Origin of the sequence: Enterobacter cloacae complex sp. P27C, from assembly GCF_014895705.1 — a bacterium.
GTDB classification, from domain to species: Bacteria; Pseudomonadota; Gammaproteobacteria; order Enterobacterales; family Enterobacteriaceae; genus Enterobacter; species Enterobacter bugandensis.
Map to the genome: position 1 here is coordinate 99,784 of NZ_JADBQB010000008.1, position 17,109 is coordinate 116,892.

At 56.2% G+C, this 17,109-nt stretch carries 18 protein-coding genes; 10 read left to right on the forward strand and 8 right to left on the reverse strand.

The genetic code is table 11. The features are described 5' to 3' along the window. Position 1: 1 nt before the first annotated feature. The 4 genes from mutM to radC all read right to left on the reverse strand — a co-directional run bounded on the left by mutM (position 2) and on the right by radC (position 2,194). Positions 2–811: a bifunctional DNA-formamidopyrimidine glycosylase/DNA-(apurinic or apyrimidinic site) lyase gene (mutM, locus tag IM291_RS17175; RefSeq protein WP_192987379.1), complete on the reverse strand. Its 810-nt coding sequence runs from the start codon at positions 809–811 to the stop codon at positions 2–4. A gap of 72 nt (positions 812–883) precedes the next feature. Beyond that, positions 884–1,051, reverse strand: a complete 168-nt coding sequence (gene rpmG / locus IM291_RS17180; protein WP_003024094.1) for a 50S ribosomal protein L33 — start codon at positions 1,049–1,051, stop codon at positions 884–886. Between the two features lie 22 nt (positions 1,052–1,073). After that, on the reverse strand, positions 1,074–1,310 hold the full coding sequence (gene rpmB, locus IM291_RS17185; protein WP_002436699.1) for a 50S ribosomal protein L28: 237 nt from the start codon (positions 1,308–1,310) through the stop codon (positions 1,074–1,076). Between the two features lie 218 nt (positions 1,311–1,528). Further along, positions 1,529–2,194, reverse strand: a complete 666-nt coding sequence (gene radC, locus IM291_RS17190; RefSeq protein ID WP_028015017.1) for a DNA repair protein RadC — start codon at positions 2,192–2,194, stop codon at positions 1,529–1,531. A 174-nt stretch (positions 2,195–2,368) separates the two neighbouring features. Between radC and coaBC the strand changes: the two genes are divergently transcribed. The 3 genes from coaBC to slmA all read left to right on the forward strand — a co-directional run bounded on the left by coaBC (position 2,369) and on the right by slmA (position 4,731). Continuing rightward, a complete protein-coding gene (gene coaBC / locus IM291_RS17195) occupies positions 2,369–3,580 on the forward strand; it encodes a bifunctional phosphopantothenoylcysteine decarboxylase/phosphopantothenate--cysteine ligase CoaBC (RefSeq protein WP_028015016.1) in 1,212 nt (403 codons plus the stop codon). Next, entirely contained in the window at positions 3,558–4,016 is a 459-nt protein-coding gene (gene dut, locus IM291_RS17200; RefSeq protein ID WP_015570042.1) for a dUTP diphosphatase, read from the forward strand. Before coaBC ends, dut begins: the two co-directional genes overlap by 23 nt. Before the next feature lie 118 nt (positions 4,017–4,134). Further along, positions 4,135–4,731 (forward strand): nucleoid occlusion factor SlmA, encoded by a 597-nt coding sequence (gene slmA, locus IM291_RS17205; protein WP_028015015.1) that lies wholly within the window; start codon positions 4,135–4,137, stop codon positions 4,729–4,731. A 41-nt stretch (positions 4,732–4,772) separates the two neighbouring features. On the opposite strand, the gene pyrE is transcribed toward slmA, so the two are convergent. Next, complete coding sequence (gene pyrE, locus IM291_RS17210) at positions 4,773–5,414, reverse strand: orotate phosphoribosyltransferase (protein ID WP_041911672.1); 642 nt, start codon at positions 5,412–5,414, stop codon at positions 4,773–4,775. Positions 5,415–5,482: 68 nt separating this feature from the next. After that, positions 5,483–6,199: a ribonuclease PH gene (gene rph, locus IM291_RS17215; protein ID WP_010426431.1), complete on the reverse strand. Its 717-nt coding sequence runs from the start codon at positions 6,197–6,199 to the stop codon at positions 5,483–5,485. 125 nt (positions 6,200–6,324) lie between these two features. Here rph and IM291_RS17220 point away from each other — a divergent pair, with 125 nt between their 5' ends. Continuing rightward, entirely contained in the window at positions 6,325–7,188 is an 864-nt protein-coding gene (locus IM291_RS17220; RefSeq protein WP_028015013.1) for a YicC/YloC family endoribonuclease, read from the forward strand. Positions 7,189–7,394: 206 nt separating this feature from the next. Next, positions 7,395–8,012, forward strand: coding sequence for a trimeric intracellular cation channel family protein (locus tag IM291_RS17225; protein WP_023334014.1), 618 nt, complete (start codon positions 7,395–7,397; stop codon positions 8,010–8,012). Between the two features lie 2 nt (positions 8,013–8,014). Here IM291_RS17225 and ligB read toward each other — a convergent pair whose 3' ends face one another. Then, positions 8,015–9,685 carry an NAD-dependent DNA ligase LigB gene (gene ligB / locus IM291_RS17230; protein ID WP_192987381.1) on the reverse strand — a complete coding sequence of 557 codons (1,671 nt, stop codon included), beginning with the start codon at positions 9,683–9,685 and terminating at the stop codon, positions 8,015–8,017. 251 nt (positions 9,686–9,936) lie between these two features. Here ligB and gmk point away from each other — a divergent pair, with 251 nt between their 5' ends. From gmk to recG, 5 genes are read left to right on the forward strand one after another with little or no spacing between them, the layout of a single operon-like run. Then, the gene (gmk, locus tag IM291_RS17235) at positions 9,937–10,560 is read left to right on the forward strand and encodes a guanylate kinase (RefSeq protein WP_010426438.1); all 624 of its coding nucleotides are present in this window, start codon (positions 9,937–9,939) and stop codon (positions 10,558–10,560) included. 54 nt (positions 10,561–10,614) lie between these two features. Beyond that, positions 10,615–10,890, forward strand: coding sequence for a DNA-directed RNA polymerase subunit omega (rpoZ, locus tag IM291_RS17240; RefSeq protein WP_000135058.1), 276 nt, complete (start codon positions 10,615–10,617; stop codon positions 10,888–10,890). Between the two features lie 19 nt (positions 10,891–10,909). Next, positions 10,910–13,024, forward strand: coding sequence for a bifunctional GTP diphosphokinase/guanosine-3',5'-bis pyrophosphate 3'-pyrophosphohydrolase (gene spoT / locus IM291_RS17245; RefSeq protein WP_045630233.1), 2,115 nt, complete (start codon positions 10,910–10,912; stop codon positions 13,022–13,024). Positions 13,025–13,028: 4 nt separating this feature from the next. Then, positions 13,029–13,718, forward strand: a complete 690-nt coding sequence (gene trmH / locus IM291_RS17250; RefSeq protein ID WP_028015010.1) for a tRNA (guanosine(18)-2'-O)-methyltransferase TrmH — start codon at positions 13,029–13,031, stop codon at positions 13,716–13,718. A gap of 3 nt (positions 13,719–13,721) precedes the next feature. Continuing rightward, positions 13,722–15,803 carry an ATP-dependent DNA helicase RecG gene (gene recG, locus IM291_RS17255; protein WP_192987383.1) on the forward strand — a complete coding sequence of 694 codons (2,082 nt, stop codon included), beginning with the start codon at positions 13,722–13,724 and terminating at the stop codon, positions 15,801–15,803. 2 nt (positions 15,804–15,805) lie between these two features. Here the strand turns inward: recG and gltS are convergent, their stop codons facing one another. After that, the gene (gene gltS, locus IM291_RS17260; RefSeq protein ID WP_047366905.1) at positions 15,806–17,008 is read right to left on the reverse strand and encodes a sodium/glutamate symporter; all 1,203 of its coding nucleotides are present in this window, start codon (positions 17,006–17,008) and stop codon (positions 15,806–15,808) included. Positions 17,009–17,109 lie beyond the last annotated feature (101 nt).

A 17,109-nucleotide genomic window follows, 5' to 3' on the forward strand; every position in this document is an offset into this window, starting at 1 on the left:
TCTATTTCTGACACTGGCGGCAGTAGAACGTGGCGCGCTGGGCGTGCTTCGTGGCAATAATCGGCGTCCCGCATGCCCTGCATGGCTCGCCCTTACGGCCATACACCTGCAGCTCCTGGGCAAAATAGCCTGGTTTACCATCGCTCTGCAGAAAATCCTTCAGGGTGGTCCCGCCTTGCTCAATCGAGCGCAGCAGCACTGCTTTAATGACCCGAACCAGCAGCTCACACTCCTGCGCGGACAGCGACGAGGCCAGCCGATCGGGATGGATCCCGGCCGCGAACAGCGATTCATTGGCGTAAATATTCCCCACGCCGACCACCAGCTTGTTATCCATCAGCCAGGGCTTGATCGGGGTCTTTTTCTTCGCGCACTTCTCTTTCAGGTAGTCCGCATTAAACGCGTCTGAAAGCGGCTCAGGGCCCAGATGCGCCAGCACGTTGTGTCCTTCCAGCTCCTTCGTCCACAGCCACGCGCCAAAGCGCCGCGGATCGGTGTAGCGGAGCACTTTGCCGTTGCTCATTACCAGGTCAACGTGATCGTGTTTTTCCGCAGGCAGTTCTTCGGTCAGGATGCGCAGGCTCCCGGACATCCCAAGATGGATAATGATCCAGCCGTCAGGCAGCTCCAGCAGCAGGTATTTCGCGCGGCGCTGCACGCTAAGGACGGGTTTGTCGCTTAACGCGTGGATCTCATCGGACACCGGCCAGCGCAGTCGTCCATTGCGAACGACGGCATGAAGAATAGTCGCGCCGACCAGATGGGGCTCAATGCCGCGACGGCTGGTCTCTACCTCAGGTAATTCAGGCATGGTTCCTCCGTTGAGATGCAGAATGCAAAAAACCCCGCAGTTGCGGGGTTTTTCAATACAAGGAGGCTAAAATTATTTGATTTTAGCTTCTTTGTACAGTACGTGCTGGCGTACAACTGGATCGAATTTTTTCAGTTCCAGTTTTTCCGGCTTAGTACGTTTGTTCTTCGTGGTGGTGTAGAAGTGACCTGTACCAGCAGAAGAAACCAGCTTGATTTTCTCGCGAATACCTTTAGCCATGATTTATTTCCTCTTTAAGTACTTAGTACTTTTCGCCACGGGCACGCAGTTCAGACAGAACTGTATCGATGCCTTTCTTATCGATTACACGCATACCTTTAGCAGATACACGCAGGGTGACAAAACGCTTCTCGCTCTCAACCCAGAAACGGTGAGAGTGCAGGTTCGGCAGGAAACGGCGTTTAGTCGCGTTCAGTGCGTGGGAACGGTTGTTACCGGTCACCGGACGCTTGCCAGTAACTTGGCAGACTCGGGACATGTCTATTCTCCAAAAATCAAATTAGCTCGAGCTTCGTATGGGGTATCGGCGCCTCGTCAGGCTTTACAGCCCGGTCATCGCGTAGTTCTAAGTGAACTCTCGATTGCCAGGCCCAAATGCCAAACCCGAGATTCTCAAAGGTGGCGTAGTATACGCTGACTCGGCGGTGTGCTCAAGTCCCGAACAGACAAAGATCCCGATGGATCGCGAGAAATAGCCTAAATCCAGCCATGTTCTGCAAAAGAAATATACTCTCCGCGGCCAATTATCAGATGGTCCAGAACACGAATGTCCATGAATTGACAGCATTTGATAATGCGTTCGGTGATTTCTTTGTCAGCTCTGCTCGGTTCTGCACAGCCAGAGGGGTGATTATGCGCGAGGATCACCCCCGCTGCATTCACTTTTATCGCTTCACGCACAATTTCACGCGGATGTACCTCAACGTGGCTCAGTGTACCCGAAAACAGGCGGCTGTGCTTCAGTACCCGGTTCCTGTTGTCGAGAAAGATCACCATAAAGATCTCCCGCTCCAGACCAGATAGCTGGCTTTGCAAAAATTCGCGGGTCATGTCAGGGGTAAGGATCGGATCTTGCTCCTCCATCTGTACGTTATAAAATCGCCGGGCAAGTTCAGCAATACCCCGTAACTGGGCATACTTCGCGACGCCAATGCCTTCTACGTGCGTAAACGCCTCCAGTTCGGCTGTCAGCAAACCATGTAGTGAACCAAAATGGTCTATCAGATTTTTCGCCAGCGTAAATACCGTTTTTCCCTTCGTACCTGTACGTAAAAAGAGCGCCAGCAGCTCCTCGTCTTTTAATAACGCGACGCCATGACGCAGCATTTTTTCGCGCGGTAGCAGCAGTTCAGTCTCTTCCATGCCCGGCCTCCTTCTGTTTGCCATTATGCTGCCACAGGCAAATCCGGGGCTCGACGCTGAGGTTTCGTTCTTGCGTAGCGCCTCGCAAAGTGCATAAAGGACTTCATCACCCCCCTATTTGGGATTGTGGTAAAATGCCCGCTCTCTGGTGAAACCCAACAGGAAAGAATCATGATGAGCCTGGCCGGTAAAAAAATCGTTCTTGGCGTGAGCGGCGGCATTGCTGCTTATAAAGCGCCGGAGCTGGTGCGTCGTCTGCGCGAGCGCGGGGCGGACGTGCGGGTCGCGATAACCGAAGGCGGTAAAGCCTTTATCACCCCTCTGAGCCTGCAGGCGGTTTCAGGATACCCGGTATCTGACAGCCTGCTCGATCCGGCCGCCGAAGCCGCGATGGGGCATATTGAGCTTGGGAAATGGGCCGATCTGGTGATTCTTGCCCCTGCCACGGCAGATTTAATTGCCCGCGTGGCGGCCGGTATGGCGAACGATCTGGTTTCGACCATTTGCCTCGCGACGCCTGCGCCCGTCGCCGTTGTGCCCGCCATGAACCAGCAGATGTACCGCAATGCCGCCACCCAGCATAATCTGGAGACGCTGGCTTCGCGCGGCCTGCTTGTCTGGGGCCCGGACAGCGGCAGCCAGGCCTGCGGCGACGTTGGCCCGGGGCGTATGCTCGACCCGTTGACGATTGTGGATATGGCCGCCGCCCATTTTTCACCTGTCAACGACCTGCAACATCTCAACATCATGATTACCGCGGGCCCGACGCGCGAGCCGCTGGACCCGGTGCGTTACATCACCAACCACAGCTCCGGTAAAATGGGCTTTGCAATTGCTGCCGCAGCGGCAAAACGCGGTGCTAACGTCACGCTGGTCAGCGGCCCGGTCTCGTTACCTACGCCACCTTTTGTACAGCGTATTAATGTTACCACCGCGCTGGAGATGGAAGCCGCCGTGCAGGCTCATGCGCAACGCCAGCAGATTTTTATCGGCTGTGCGGCCGTGGCAGACTATCGCGCCGAGACCATCGCCGAGTCTAAAATCAAAAAGCAAGGCGATGAATTAACACTGAAAATGGTGAAAAACCCGGACATTGTTGCCGGTGTCGCCGCATTAAAAAGCCATCGTCCTTACGTTGTTGGATTTGCCGCAGAAACGAATAATGTGGAAGAATATGCCCGGCAAAAACGTACCCGCAAAAACCTCGATTTAATTTGCGCGAACGACGTATCGCTGGCCACGCAAGGATTTAATAGCGACAGCAACGCACTGCACCTTTTCTGGCAGGATGGAGATAAAATCTTACCGCTTGAGCGCAAGGAACTCCTGGGCCAACAATTACTGGACGAGATCGTTACCCGTTATGATGAAAAAAATCGACGTTAAGATTCTGGACCCGCGTGTTGGCGAGCAATTCCCGCTGCCAACCTATGCCACCTCCGGCTCTGCCGGACTTGACCTGCGCGCCTGTCTCGATGACGCCGTAGAACTGGCTCCCGGTGCCACTACCCTGATCCCGACTGGCCTGGCGATCCACATTGCAGACCCGTCTCTGGCGGCAGTGATCCTGCCGCGCTCGGGTCTGGGCCATAAGCACGGCGTAGTGCTGGGTAACCTGGTCGGCCTGATCGACTCCGACTACCAGGGTCAGCTGATGGTGTCCGTCTGGAATCGTGGTCAGGACAGCTTCACCATTGAACCGGGCGAGCGTATCGCGCAGATGGTTTTTGTACCGGTGGTACAGGCAGAATTTAACCTGGTGGCAGATTTTGATGCCACCGACCGTGGCGAAGGCGGCTTCGGCCATTCCGGGCGCAAATAACCGCCCGACACACGTATCTCGCAGCGCCATAACGCAATAACAAACCGCAAACGTCAGTTTGCGGTCGCTGTGTGGATGCCAGCCTGGCAAGTGCTTATTTTCAGGGGTATTTTGTAACATGGCAGAAAAACAAACCGCGAAAAGGAATCGTCGCGAAGAAATACTTCAATCTCTGGCTCTGATGCTTGAATCCAGCGATGGCAGTCAACGCATCACCACCGCCAAACTGGCCGCCTCTGTGGGCGTGTCTGAGGCGGCGCTGTATCGTCATTTCCCCAGCAAAACAAAAATGTTCGACAGCCTGATCGAGTTTATTGAAGACAGTCTGATCACGCGCATTAACCTGATTCTGAAAGATGAGAAAGATACCACCGCGCGTCTTCGTCTGATTGTGCTGTTAATTCTGGGCTTTGGGGAGCGCAATCCGGGTTTAACCCGTATCCTGACCGGCCACGCGCTGATGTTTGAGCAGGACAGGCTGCAGGGCCGCATCAATCAGCTTTTTGAGCGTATTGAAGCACAGCTGCGCCAGGTGCTGCGCGAGAAGAAAATGCGTGAAGGCGAAGGATACAATACGGATGAGACATTGCTGGCAAGCCAGATTCTGGCGTTTTGTGAAGGCATGCTCTCACGCTTTGTGCGCAGCGAATTCAAATACCGACCAACGGACGATTTTGACGCCCGCTGGCCGTTAGTGGCAGCGCAGCTGCAGTAGCACCGCAGGCCCGGTAAGCGTAGCGCCGCCGGGCAATTCGTTTACACACCAAACTCTTCGCGATACGCCCGCACCGCCGCCAGGTGATCCGCCATCTCTGGCTTCTCTTCCAGATACGCAATCAAGTCTTTCAGGGTGATGATAGAGGTCACTTTGCAGCTGTAATCACGCTCTACTTCCTGGATAGCAGAGATATCGCCGCGACCACGCTCCTGACGATCAAGAGAAATCAGCACGCCAGCCAGCGTCGCACCGTTGGCCTGGATAATCTCCATAGATTCACGGATCGCGGTGCCTGCGGTAATCACGTCGTCGACCAGCATCACGCGGCCCTGCAGCGCGCTGCCCACAAGATTACCGCCTTCACCGTGGGTTTTGGCCTCTTTGCGGTTAAAGCAGTACGGCACATCACGGTCATGGTGCTCCGCCAGCGCCACCGCCGTGGTAGTTGCAATCGGAATGCCCTTGTACGCAGGGCCAAACAGCAGGTCGAAATCAATCCCGGAATCCACCAGCGCTTCGGCATAGAAGCGGCCTAACAGTGCCAGATCGCGCCCGGTATTAAACAGCCCGGCGTTGAAGAAATACGGGCTCTTACGCCCGGATTTCAGCGTAAATTCGCCAAACTTAAGTACCTGTTTATTAATTGCAAACTCAATAAACTGGCGCTGATACGATTTCATGGATTCGCTCCTTTGGTTTTTTCTGTCTTACAGGCAAAAAAAAGGCGACTCATTGGTCGCCTTTAAAATCAATTTTCTAACGCCGCTTTTTGCGTCGTTACAATGGATTCGATTCCCCCTCGGGCCAACGCCAGCAGGGAGAGAAGTTCTTCATGGGTGAACGGCTCACCTTCCGCCGTCCCCTGCACCTCAATGATGCGACCATCTTCGGTCATCACCACGTTCATGTCGGTCTCGGCGGCAGAATCTTCAACATATTCCAGATCGCAAAGCGCTTCACCATTAACGATCCCCACGGAAACCGCCGCGACCATCCCTTTCATAGGGTTGGTTTTCAGCTTACCGGCTGCAACCAGCTTGTTCAGGGCATCGGCCAGCGCCACACAGGCACCGGTAATGGACGCGGTACGCGTGCCGCCATCTGCCTGAATCACGTCGCAGTCCAGGGTAATAGTGAATTCACCGAGGATTTTCAGATCAACGGCGGCGCGCAGCGCACGTGCGATCAGGCGCTGGATTTCCATGGTACGTCCACCCTGCTTACCCTTTGCCGCTTCACGGGCGTTACGGGTATGGGTCGCGCGTGGCAGCATGCCGTACTCGGCGGTGATCCAGCCCTGGCCCTGACCTTTCAGAAAGCGCGGAACACCTTCTTCGATGGACGCGGTGCAAAGCACTTTGGTGTCACCAAACTCAACCAGCACGGAGCCTTCAGCGTGTTTTGTATAGTTACGGGTCAGGGTGACGGGACGCACCTGATTGGCGCTACGACCTGATGGACGCATGATGGATTCTCCGGCTTGAAACGAATGTGGCTGCGCATTATACGGATAAAGGACGCTTATTCCTATCCTGAGAAGCCCCCGAAAGCTATAATCCCCCCATCTCTCCTTTAAAAACGGGAATGTCTATGATCCGCAGTATGACCGCCTACGCCCGGCGTGAAATCAAGGGTAGCTGGGGTAGCGCTACCTGGGAAATGCGTTCGGTAAACCAGCGCTATCTGGAAACATATTTCCGTATGCCGGAACAGTTCCGCAGCCTTGAACCTGTGGTGCGCGAGCGTATCCGTACGCGTCTGACCCGCGGGAAAGTGGAATGCAACCTGCGCTTTGAGCCCGATGCCAGCGCACAGGGCGAGCTGATCCTCAACGAAAAACTGGCGAAACAGCTCGTTAATGCGGCGAACTGGGTCAAAATGCAGAGCGATGAAGGCGAAATCAACCCCGTTGATATTCTGCGCTGGCCTGGCGTCATGGCCGCCGGCGAGCAGGATCTGGACGCGATTGCCGCAGAAATTCTGGCAGCCCTCGACGGCACGCTGGATGACTTTATCGTTGCCCGCGAAACCGAAGGTCAGGCGCTGAAAGCGATGATTGAGCAGCGCCTTGAAGGCGTCAGCGCTGAAGTGGCGAAGGTTCGCGCCCATATGCCGGAAGTGCTGCAGTGGCAGCGCGAGCGTCTGGTCGCCAAGCTGGAAGAAGCGGAAGTTCAGCTGGAAAACACCCGTCTGGAACAAGAGCTGGTGCTGATGGCGCAGCGTATCGATGTTGCTGAAGAGCTGGACCGTCTGGAAGCGCACGTTAAAGAGACCTATAACATCCTGAAGAAGAAGGAAGCGGTGGGCCGCCGTCTGGACTTTATGATGCAGGAGTTCAACCGCGAGTCGAACACTTTGGCGTCTAAGTCTATCAACGCTGAAGTGACCAACTCAGCGATTGAACTCAAGGTTCTGATTGAGCAGATGCGCGAGCAGATCCAGAATATTGAGTAATCGCTTTTTGGGTGGCGTCGGCTGACGCCATCCATTATTATTTCTAATCTGAATTCCCGCCTCTTTTCAAATTCAGCAGCCAAGAATCAAAGATATTCAACATGTATTGATTAAATTTTATAGGTGAAACCCAATCGCCTTAGAAAATCTCAATCGTGATCTTGCGCACAAATCGCTAACCTTTCCGCGTTCACACCGGAGGGTATATGCTGCTTCACATTCTTTATCTTATTGGTATCACCGCTGAAGCCATGACTGGCGCTCTCGCCGCCGGGCGTCGCCGGATGGACACCTTCGGCGTGATCATTATTGCCACTGCAACCGCCCTGGGCGGCGGTTCCGTGCGCGATATCCTGCTTGGCCATTACCCGCTCGGCTGGGTGAAACATCCTGAGTATGTGATTATCGTCGCAACGGCTGCCGTATTAACCACCATCGTGGCACCCGTTATGCCCCATCTGCGCCGCCTGTTCCTGGTGCTTGATGCACTGGGGCTGATCGTCTTTTCTATCATCGGCGCGCAAATCGCGCTCGATATGGGGGAAGGCCCGGTTATCGCCACCATTGCTGCCGTGGTGACGGGCGTTTTCGGCGGCGTGCTGCGCGATATGTTCTGCAAACGCATTCCTCTGGTCTTTCAAAAAGAGCTGTATGCCGGCATCTCCTTCGCCGCAGCGGTGCTCTACATTGCCCTGCAGCATTACGTTTCAAACCACGACGTGGTGGTCATCTCCACGCTGCTGTTTGGCTTCACGGCCCGCATGCTGGCGCTGCGTCTGAAGCTCGGATTGCCCGTGTTTCACTATAAGCACAGCGCCCACTGATCTCAGAACCCATTGATGTGCTGCTGAGCAAGCCATCTGATCAACACAACGATCTCTGGCGCGTGCAGCCAGGCAACGATTTGCCGCGCCTTCTCCGCTCCCGTACCCGGCAAGGCCTGCCAGGCCTTTTCACTGCGTTCGCTCATCTTCTGCCACGACACATCTTCCAACGCCTTCAGCGAGGCCTGTGGCAGCGGAACACCCAGCGCCATAATCCAGCGGATAAAAGGCTGCTCATGCACCTGATTAAAGCGATGCCAGAGCGCCAGCCCGCGTGCGGCAGAGAATCCCGGCGTCGACTGCAGCTGCTCCTGCGTTAATAGCAGCCACGAAAAGAGATGTTCAAAATGATGCGCCTGCCAGAGTGTGCGCCAGCCTGACTCACCTAATCCTTCAATGTTGAATACCTGCTTTGAACTGAGCCACGTCAGTCGGGCAAAGAACTGTTCCATACACTCCGGCGAGGCATAAAAGCAACTCAGGGAGTGATAACGCGAGGCCGGAGGCTCTGGTTTTTGTCTGTCCGCCCCTCGCCAGACCACCTTATCAAACCGAGGGATACCCTGCCCTGCCAGGCTGACCTGGATCTGATCGCCCGGGGCAATATCCAGCCTCTGCCAGCGACCAACCGAACCGAGACTCACTCGCTGCACCCGTTTATCGTCCAACTGCGCAGGCTCAAGTGCCGCCACGACAGAAATTTTGCCCGTGCGCCCCACGGAAAAAAGAATATTCCTGACCTCTGCGACCTGTGCCGCAGGCGAATATTTCCACGCGATAATCCAGTTGCCTTCGCCGGGCAGCCAACTCTCCCCTGAAGGTGGCTCCGCAGACCGAACCACTATGCCATCCGTGGCAAAGGGCAATGCCGTGTTTTGCCAGGCCAAACGCTGTTTTTCAACAGCATCAACCGCTTGTACGGGCAACGTATAGCGCGCCGTCAGGGAAAAGCCTGCGCTGGACAGCTCAGAAAGCCTGTTTTCCATTCCCTTCGGTCCATCCGGCCAGGCCCAGATAAATATTCCTGTCTGGCTCAGAAGCGCGTTGTCCTTTTGTCGCATCATCGCACCCGCCACTTTTGCGCGAGCATTCATTCCGCCCATCTGCTGCTGGACGTGGTTTTCGCGTAGCCAGAAAAGCTCCCCCTGTAAGACGCTGTTTGCAAGCGCGCCGGATACCTCCTTGGGTACGGACGGGATCAAACGCACGCGGGCGGTCCAGTCCTCGCCTTTTAACCCATTACCACGGCTGATGGCCCGCGCTAGCTTTCCGTTGCGATACACCAGCGTCACCGCCACGCCATCGACTTTTGGCTGCATCCAGAGATTTTTCCGGCCGTGCATCCAGTGACCCAGCGCTTCTTTGCTGGCTGCTTTACGTACCCCCGTATGGGCAACAGGATGTTTTACGTTTCCCTCCAGCGCAGGAAGGGCGCTCTCAGCAAAATCGTTGCCGAAACAGCGCTGCCACTGGGTTAAACGGCCGTTGAGCTGGTCATACACTTCGTCACTGACCTCGCTCACCCCCAGCTTCCAGTAAGCCTCATCCCAGCGTTTGATTTGTGCACTTAATGACGCAATCTCTTTTTCGGCTTTTGCCTGTGACCACACCGGGCATACCGCCGCCCCGTAACCACACCACAACAGCATTAACCCGCTTATCCACCGCCACATCGCTATCCCTCCTTTGCAATGCAGGAGGTATAACCTGACGTGAGAAACGACGCTAATAGCAACCTTTCACGTTGCGAGGCGCTATCCAGCATTAATTTTTATTGCGGCAAACCGCAGGTAAAACCTGAAAACGGTACGCAAAATTCAATAATCCAGGGGAAAAAGTGTGACAAAGGCTACGTCACACAGCGGCGACGTGTATAATAAGCCCGTATGTAGGACTTCTTCGTTAACACATACAAAAGACTCTCATGGCTCAAGGCACGCTTTATATTGTTTCTGCCCCTAGCGGCGCGGGTAAATCCAGCCTTATTCAGGCACTGTTAAAAACCCAACCGTTGTACGACACACAGGTTTCTGTTTCTCACACCACGCGAGCGCCGCGTCCGGGTGAAGTGCACGGTGAACACTATTTCTTTGTGGATCACGACGAGTTCAGAGCGATGATCGGCAGAGATGCGTTTCTTGAACACGCAGAAGTGTTTGGTAACTACTACGGCACCTCGCGTGAAACCATTGAGCAGGTTCTGGCGACGGGTGTAAATGTGTTCCTCGACATCGACTGGCAGGGCGCACAGCAAATTCGCAAAAAAATGCCTGATTCGCGCAGTATCTTTATTTTACCGCCGTCGAAGGATGAGCTGGATCGCCGCCTGCGTGGCCGCGGTCAGGACAGTGAAGAAGTCATCGCAAAGCGTATGGAACAGGCAGTTGCAGAAATGAGCCATTACGCGGAATATGATTACCTTATTGTGAATGATGATTTTGATGCCGCGCTGAGCGATCTCAAAACCATTCTTCGCGCAGAACGACTGCGTATGAGCCGCCAGAAGCAGCGACATGACGCATTAATCACCAAACTGTTGGCAGACTGAACCCACTTTCAGTATCATGCCCAGTCATTTCTTCACCTGTGGAGCATTTTAAGTATGGCACGCGTAACTGTTCAGGACGCTGTAGAGAAAATTGGTAACCGTTTTGACCTGGTGCTGGTCGCCGCGCGTCGCGCTCGTCAGATGCAGGTAGGCGGTAAAGATCCGCTGGTACCGGAAGAAAACGATAAAACCACCGTTATTGCACTTCGCGAAATCGAAGAAGGTCTGATCAACAACCAGATCCTCGACGTGCGTGAGCGCCAGGAGCAGCAAGAGCAGGAAGCCGCAGAACTGCAGGCCGTAACCGCCATTGCTGAAGGTCGTCGTTAATTAAACCTGCGGGTCGCCCTTGTATCTGTTTGAAAGCCTGAATCAACTGATTCAAATCTACCTGCCTGAAGACCAGATTAAGCGTCTTCAGCAGGCGTATCTCGTTGCACGTGACGCTCACGAGGGCCAGACACGTTCAAGCGGTGAACCCTACATCACGCACCCGGTTGCGGTAGCCTGTATTCTGGCCGAGATGAAACTCGACTACGAAACGCTGATGGCCGCCCTGCTGCACGACGTGATCGAAGATACCCCTGCCACCTACCAGGATATGGAACAGCTGTTTGGCAAAAGCGTTGCCGAGCTGGTGGAAGGGGTCTCTAAGCTTGATAAGCTGAAATTCCGCGACAAGAAAGAGGCGCAAGCCGAAAACTTCCGCAAGATGATTATGGCGATGGTGCAGGATATCCGCGTCATTCTCATCAAACTCGCTGACCGTACCCACAACATGCGCACGCTGGGCTCACTTCGCCCGGATAAACGTCGCCGCATTGCCCGTGAAACCCTCGAAATTTACAGTCCGCTGGCGCACCGTTTAGGTATCCACCACATCAAAACCGAGCTGGAAGAGCTGGGCTTTGAAGCGTTGTACCCGAACCGCTATCGCGTGATTAAAGAGGTGGTGAAAGCCGCACGCGGTAACCGTAAAGAGATGATTCAAAAGATCCTCTCTGAAATCGAAGGGCGTTTGCAGGAAGCGGGAATCCCGTGCCGCGTCAGCGGTCGCGAAAAACATCTTTACTCCATCTACTGCAAAATGGTGCTCAAAGAGCAGCGTTTTCACTCGATCATGGATATCTACGCGTTCCGCGTAATCGTCCACGACTCTGACACCTGCTACCGCGTGCTGGGGCAGATGCACAGCCTCTATAAACCGCGCCCGGGGCGCATGAAAGATTACATCGCTATTCCGAAAGCGAACGGCTATCAATCTTTGCATACCTCGATGATCGGTCCGCACGGCGTGCCTGTTGAAGTGCAGATCCGCACCGAAGACATGGACCAGATGGCAGAGATGGGTGTAGCCGCGCACTGGGCTTACAAAGAGCACGGTGGCGAAAGCAGCACCACCGCGCAAATCCGCGCCCAGCGCTGGATGCAGAGCCTGCTGGAGCTTCAGCAGAGTGCGGGTAGCTCGTTCGAATTTATCGAGAGCGTTAAATCCGATCTCTTCCCGGATGAGATTTACGTTTTCACCCCAGAAGGCCGCATTGTCGAACTGCCTGCGGGCGCAACGCCGGTCGACTTCGCCTACGCCGTGCATACCGATATCGGGCACGCCTGCGTGGGCGCGCGCGTCGACAGACAGCCTTACCCGCTGTCTCAGCCGCTCTCCAGCGGACAGACGGTAGAAATTATTACCGCGCCGGGTGCACGTCCGAACGCGGCCTGGCTGAACTTTGTCGTGAGTTCCAAAGCGCGCGCCAAAATTCGTCAGCTGTTGAAAAACCTCAAGCGCGATGACTCCGTCAGCCTGGGGCGTCGCCTGCTCAACCACGCGTTGGGCGGCAGCCGCAAGCTGGCTGAGATCCCACCGGAGCATATTCAGCGTGAACTCGACCGTATGAAGCTCACGTCTCTGGACGATCTGCTGGCGGAAATTGGTCTGGGTAACGCGATGAGCGTCGTGGTAGCGAAAAACCTGCAGCAGGGCGAAGCGACGCCATCTGCTCCAGGCGCATCCGGCCATGCTCATCTGCCGATCAAAGGCGCGGACGGGGTGCTGATCACCTTCGCAAAATGTTGCCGTCCAATCCCTGGCGACCCGATTATTGCGCACGTCAGTCCGGGCAAAGGGCTGGTTATCCACCATGAATCCTGTCGTAACATTCGCGGCTACCAGAAAGAAGCCGAGAAGTTTATGGCGGTCGAGTGGGATAAAGAGACGGCGCAGGAATTTATCACCGAAATTAAGGTGGATATGTTCAACCACCAGGGTGCCCTGGCGAACCTGACGGCAGCCATCAACACGGCCTCGTCCAACATTCAGAGCCTGAATACGGAAGAAAAAGACGGCCGCGTCTATAGCGCCTTTATTCGTCTGACCGCTCGCGACCGCGTGCATCTGGCGAACATTATGCGCAAGATCCGCGTCATGCCGGACGTGATTAAAGTCACCCGAAACCGAAACTAGGTTTATGAATTCACAACGTTATGCCCGTATCTGCGAAATGCTTGCCAGACGCCAGCCTGACCTGACGGTCTGCATGGAGCAGGTGCATAAACCTCATAACGTCTCTGCCATCGTCCGTACCGCAGATGCCGTCGGCGTGCATGAAGTGCACGCCGTCTGGCCGGGTCACCGGATGCGAACCATGGTCTCTGCTGCGGCAGGCAGTAACAGCTGGGTATCCGTCAAATCTCACCAGACAATTGGCGATGCCGTATCGCATCTGAAAGGACGCGGGATGCAGATCCTGGCGACAAACCTGTCCGATAAGGCCGTGGATTTCCGCGAGATCGACTATACCCGCCCGACCTGCATTTTGATGGGTCAGGAGAAAACCGGGATCTCCCAGGAAGCGCTGGATCTGGCGGATCGGGACATCATCATTCCGATGATCGGCATGGTCCAGTCCCTTAACGTCTCCGTGGCGTCCGCGCTCATTCTGTATGAAGCGCAGCGCCAGCGTCAGAACGCCGGGATGTACGAGCGCAGCAACAGCATGCTGCCGGAAGAAGAACAGCAGCGCCTGCTGTTTGAAGGTGGCTATCCGGTGCTGGCACGCGTTGCGAAGCAGAAAAAATTGCCTTACCCCCACGTCAACGCGCAGGGCGAAATTGAAGCCGATGCCGAGTGGTGGGCCACTATGCAGTACGCCGGGTAACCGATGAAAGGCCGCCTGCTGGATGCTATCCCGCTCAACAGCCTGACGGGCGTGGGCGCGGCGCAAAGCAATAAGCTGGCAAAAATTGGCCTGCACACCGTGCAGGATCTCCTGCTTCACCTCCCCCTGCGTTACGAAGACCGCACTCAGCTCTACAAGATTGGCGATCTGCTTCCCGCCATTTACGCCACCGTTGAAGGCGAAGTCCTGAACTGCAATATCACTTTCGGCGGACGCCGGATGATGACCTGTCAGATCAGCGACGGCACCGGCATCCTCACCATGCGTTTCTTCAACTTCAGCGCTGCAATGAAAAACAGCCTGGCGACAGGCCGCAGAGTGCTGGCCTATGGCGAAGCTAAACGCGGGAAATACGGCGCAGAGATGATCCACCCGGAGTACCGCGTGCAGGGCGATCTCAGCACGCCGGAACTGCAGGAGACGCTCACCCCGGTTTACCCGACGACCGAAGGCATCAAGCAGGCGACGCTGCGTAAGCTCACCGATCAGGCGCTGGAACTGCTGGATACCTGCGCCATTACCGAACTGCTGCCGCCAGAACTGGCTCAGGGGATGATGAGCCTGCCCGAGGCGCTGCGCACCCTGCACCGCCCGCCGCCAGCGCTGCAGCTCAGCGATTTAGAAAGCGGTAAACACCCCGCTCAACGGCGTCTTATCCTTGAGGAATTACTGGCGCATAACCTGAGCATGCTGGCGCTGCGCGCCGGCGCGCAGCGTTTCCACGCTCAGCCGTTAAGCCCGAATGATGTGCTCAAAGATAAGCTGCTGGCCTCGCTGCCCTTTAAGCCCACCGGCGCGCAGGCGCGCGTCACCGCCGAGATTGAGCGCGACATGGCGCTCGACGTGCCGATGATGCGCCTGGTGCAGGGCGACGTAGGTTCAGGTAAAACGCTGGTTGCCGCCCTGGCCGCCCTGCGCGCGATTGCCCACGGCAAACAGGTCGCGCTGATGGCACCAACCGAACTGCTGGCTGAACAACACGCTAACAATTTCCGCGCCTGGTTCGCACCGCTCGGGATTGAGGTGGGCTGGCTTGCCGGAAAGCAAAAAGGCAAAGCGCGTCTTGCGCAGCAGGAAGCCATCGCCAGCGGCCAGGTGCAGATGATTGTGGGCACGCACGCTATCTTTCAGGAGCAGGTGCAGTTTAACGGCCTCGCGCTGGTGATTATCGACGAGCAGCACCGCTTCGGCGTGCATCAGCGTCTGGCGCTGTGGGAAAAAGGGCTGCAGCAGGGCTTCCACCCGCATCAGCTGATCATGACCGCCACGCCGATCCCGCGTACCCTGGCGATGACCGCCTACGCCGATCTGGATACCTCTACCATCGACGAACTGCCGCCGGGCCGAACGCCGGTGACGACGGTCGCCATACCGGATACGCGCCGCAGCGACATCATTGACCGGGTGCGCAATGCCTGCACCCATGAAGGGCGTCAGGCCTACTGGGTCTGTACCCTGATTGAAGAGTCTGAACTGCTGGAAGCCCAGGCCGCCGAAGCGACGTGGGAAGAGCTCAAGCTGGCACTGCCCGAGCTGAACGTTGGCTTGGTTCACGGCCGCATGAAGCCTGCCGAGAAGCAGGCGGTGATGCAATCCTTCAAACAGGGGGAACTACATTTGCTGGTCGCGACGACGGTCATCGAAGTGGGCGTTGACGTACCCAACTCCAGCCTGATGATTATCGAAAACCCGGAACGTCTGGGGCTTGCCCAGCTCCACCAGCTGCGCGGGCGCGTTGGCCGCGGCGCGGTAGCGTCTCACTGCGTGCTGCTTTACAAAGCACCGCTTTCAAAAACCGCCCAGATGCGGTTGCAGGTGCTGCGCGACAGCAACGACGGCTTTGTGATTGCGCAAAAAGACCTGGAGATACGCGGCCCGGGCGAACTACTGGGCACGCGCCAGACGGGAAATGCTGAATTCAAAGTGGCGGATTTACTGCGCGATCAGGCCATGATCCCGGAAGTTCAGCGCCTTGCGCGCCATATTCATGAACGCTACCCCGAACAGGCGGCAGCGTTAATTGAGCGCTGGATGCCAGAAACCGAACGGTATTCCAACGCCTGATCTCAGGCAAATATCGGCAGCATCAGGTACAGCTTGATCACCAGCGCGTTGACGATATCAATGAAGAATGCGCCGACCATCGGGACCACCAGAAACGCCATATGCGATGGCCCGAACCGTTCGGTGATCGCCTGCATGTTGGCGATAGCCGTGGGGGTAGCCCCCAGACCAAACCCGCAGTGACCGGCCGCCAGCACCGCCGCATCATAGTTTTTCCCCATCATGCGCCAGGTCACGAACATGGCATAAAGCGCCATAAACAGCGCCTGCACCGCCAGAATCGCCACCATCGGCAGCGCCAGCGAGGCCAGCTCCCACAGCTTCAGGCTCATCAGCGCCATCGCCAGGAACAGCGACAGGCAGACGTTGCCGAGCACCGATACCGCCCGTTCAAACACGCGGTAGAAGCCCATCAGCGCCAGACCGTTGCTCAGGATCACCCCGATAAACAGCACGCAGACAAAGGTCGGCAGTTCAAACGCCGTTCCCGCCAGCCATTGCGCAACCACTTTGCCCACGGTCAGGCAGATGGCAATCATCGCGATGGTTTCAATCATCACCAGCGAGGTGATGCTGCGTCCAACGTCCGGCTTTTCGAACGCGGTCGGCACCATTTCATCGTCTGGCCTGCCGTTCGGCGTGGTGGAGTGCTTCACCAGATAACGCGCTACCGGGCCGCCAATCAGGCCACCCAGCACCAGGCCAAAGGTCGCGCAGGCCATCGCCACTTCCGTCGCGTTTTCAAAACCGTAGCGTTCGATGAACAGCTTGCTCCACGCCGCGCCGGTGCCGTGACCGCCCGAAAGGGTAATCGACCCCGCCAGCAGCCCCATCAGCGGATCCAGCCCCAGCAGCGTTGCCATACCGATGCCAATGGCGTTCTGCATCAGCAGCAACCCCACCACCACAATCAGGAATACGCCGAGCACCTTACCGCCCGAGCGCAGGCTCGCCAGGTTGGCGTTCAGGCCGATGGTGGCAAAGAAAGCCAGCATCAGCGGGTCTTTCAGGGACATATCAAAATCAATTTCCCAGCCCATGCTTTTTTTCAGTATCAGCAAGGCCAGCGCCACCAGCAGACCGCCGGCGACAGGTTCAGGAATAGTGTATTTTTTCAGAAAGGAAACGCTGTGGACCAGCTTGCGACCAAGCAGAAGAACCAGCGTTGCGGCAACAAGGGTCGACAACGTATCGAGATGAATCATAAAAGGCTCCTGTTATGCGCGTATTCCATACACACGCGGCGTTATCCTGGGCCGGTTTGCGCTCGTCATGAGCCCCCGGCGCAAAAAGTGTAATTTTTTTT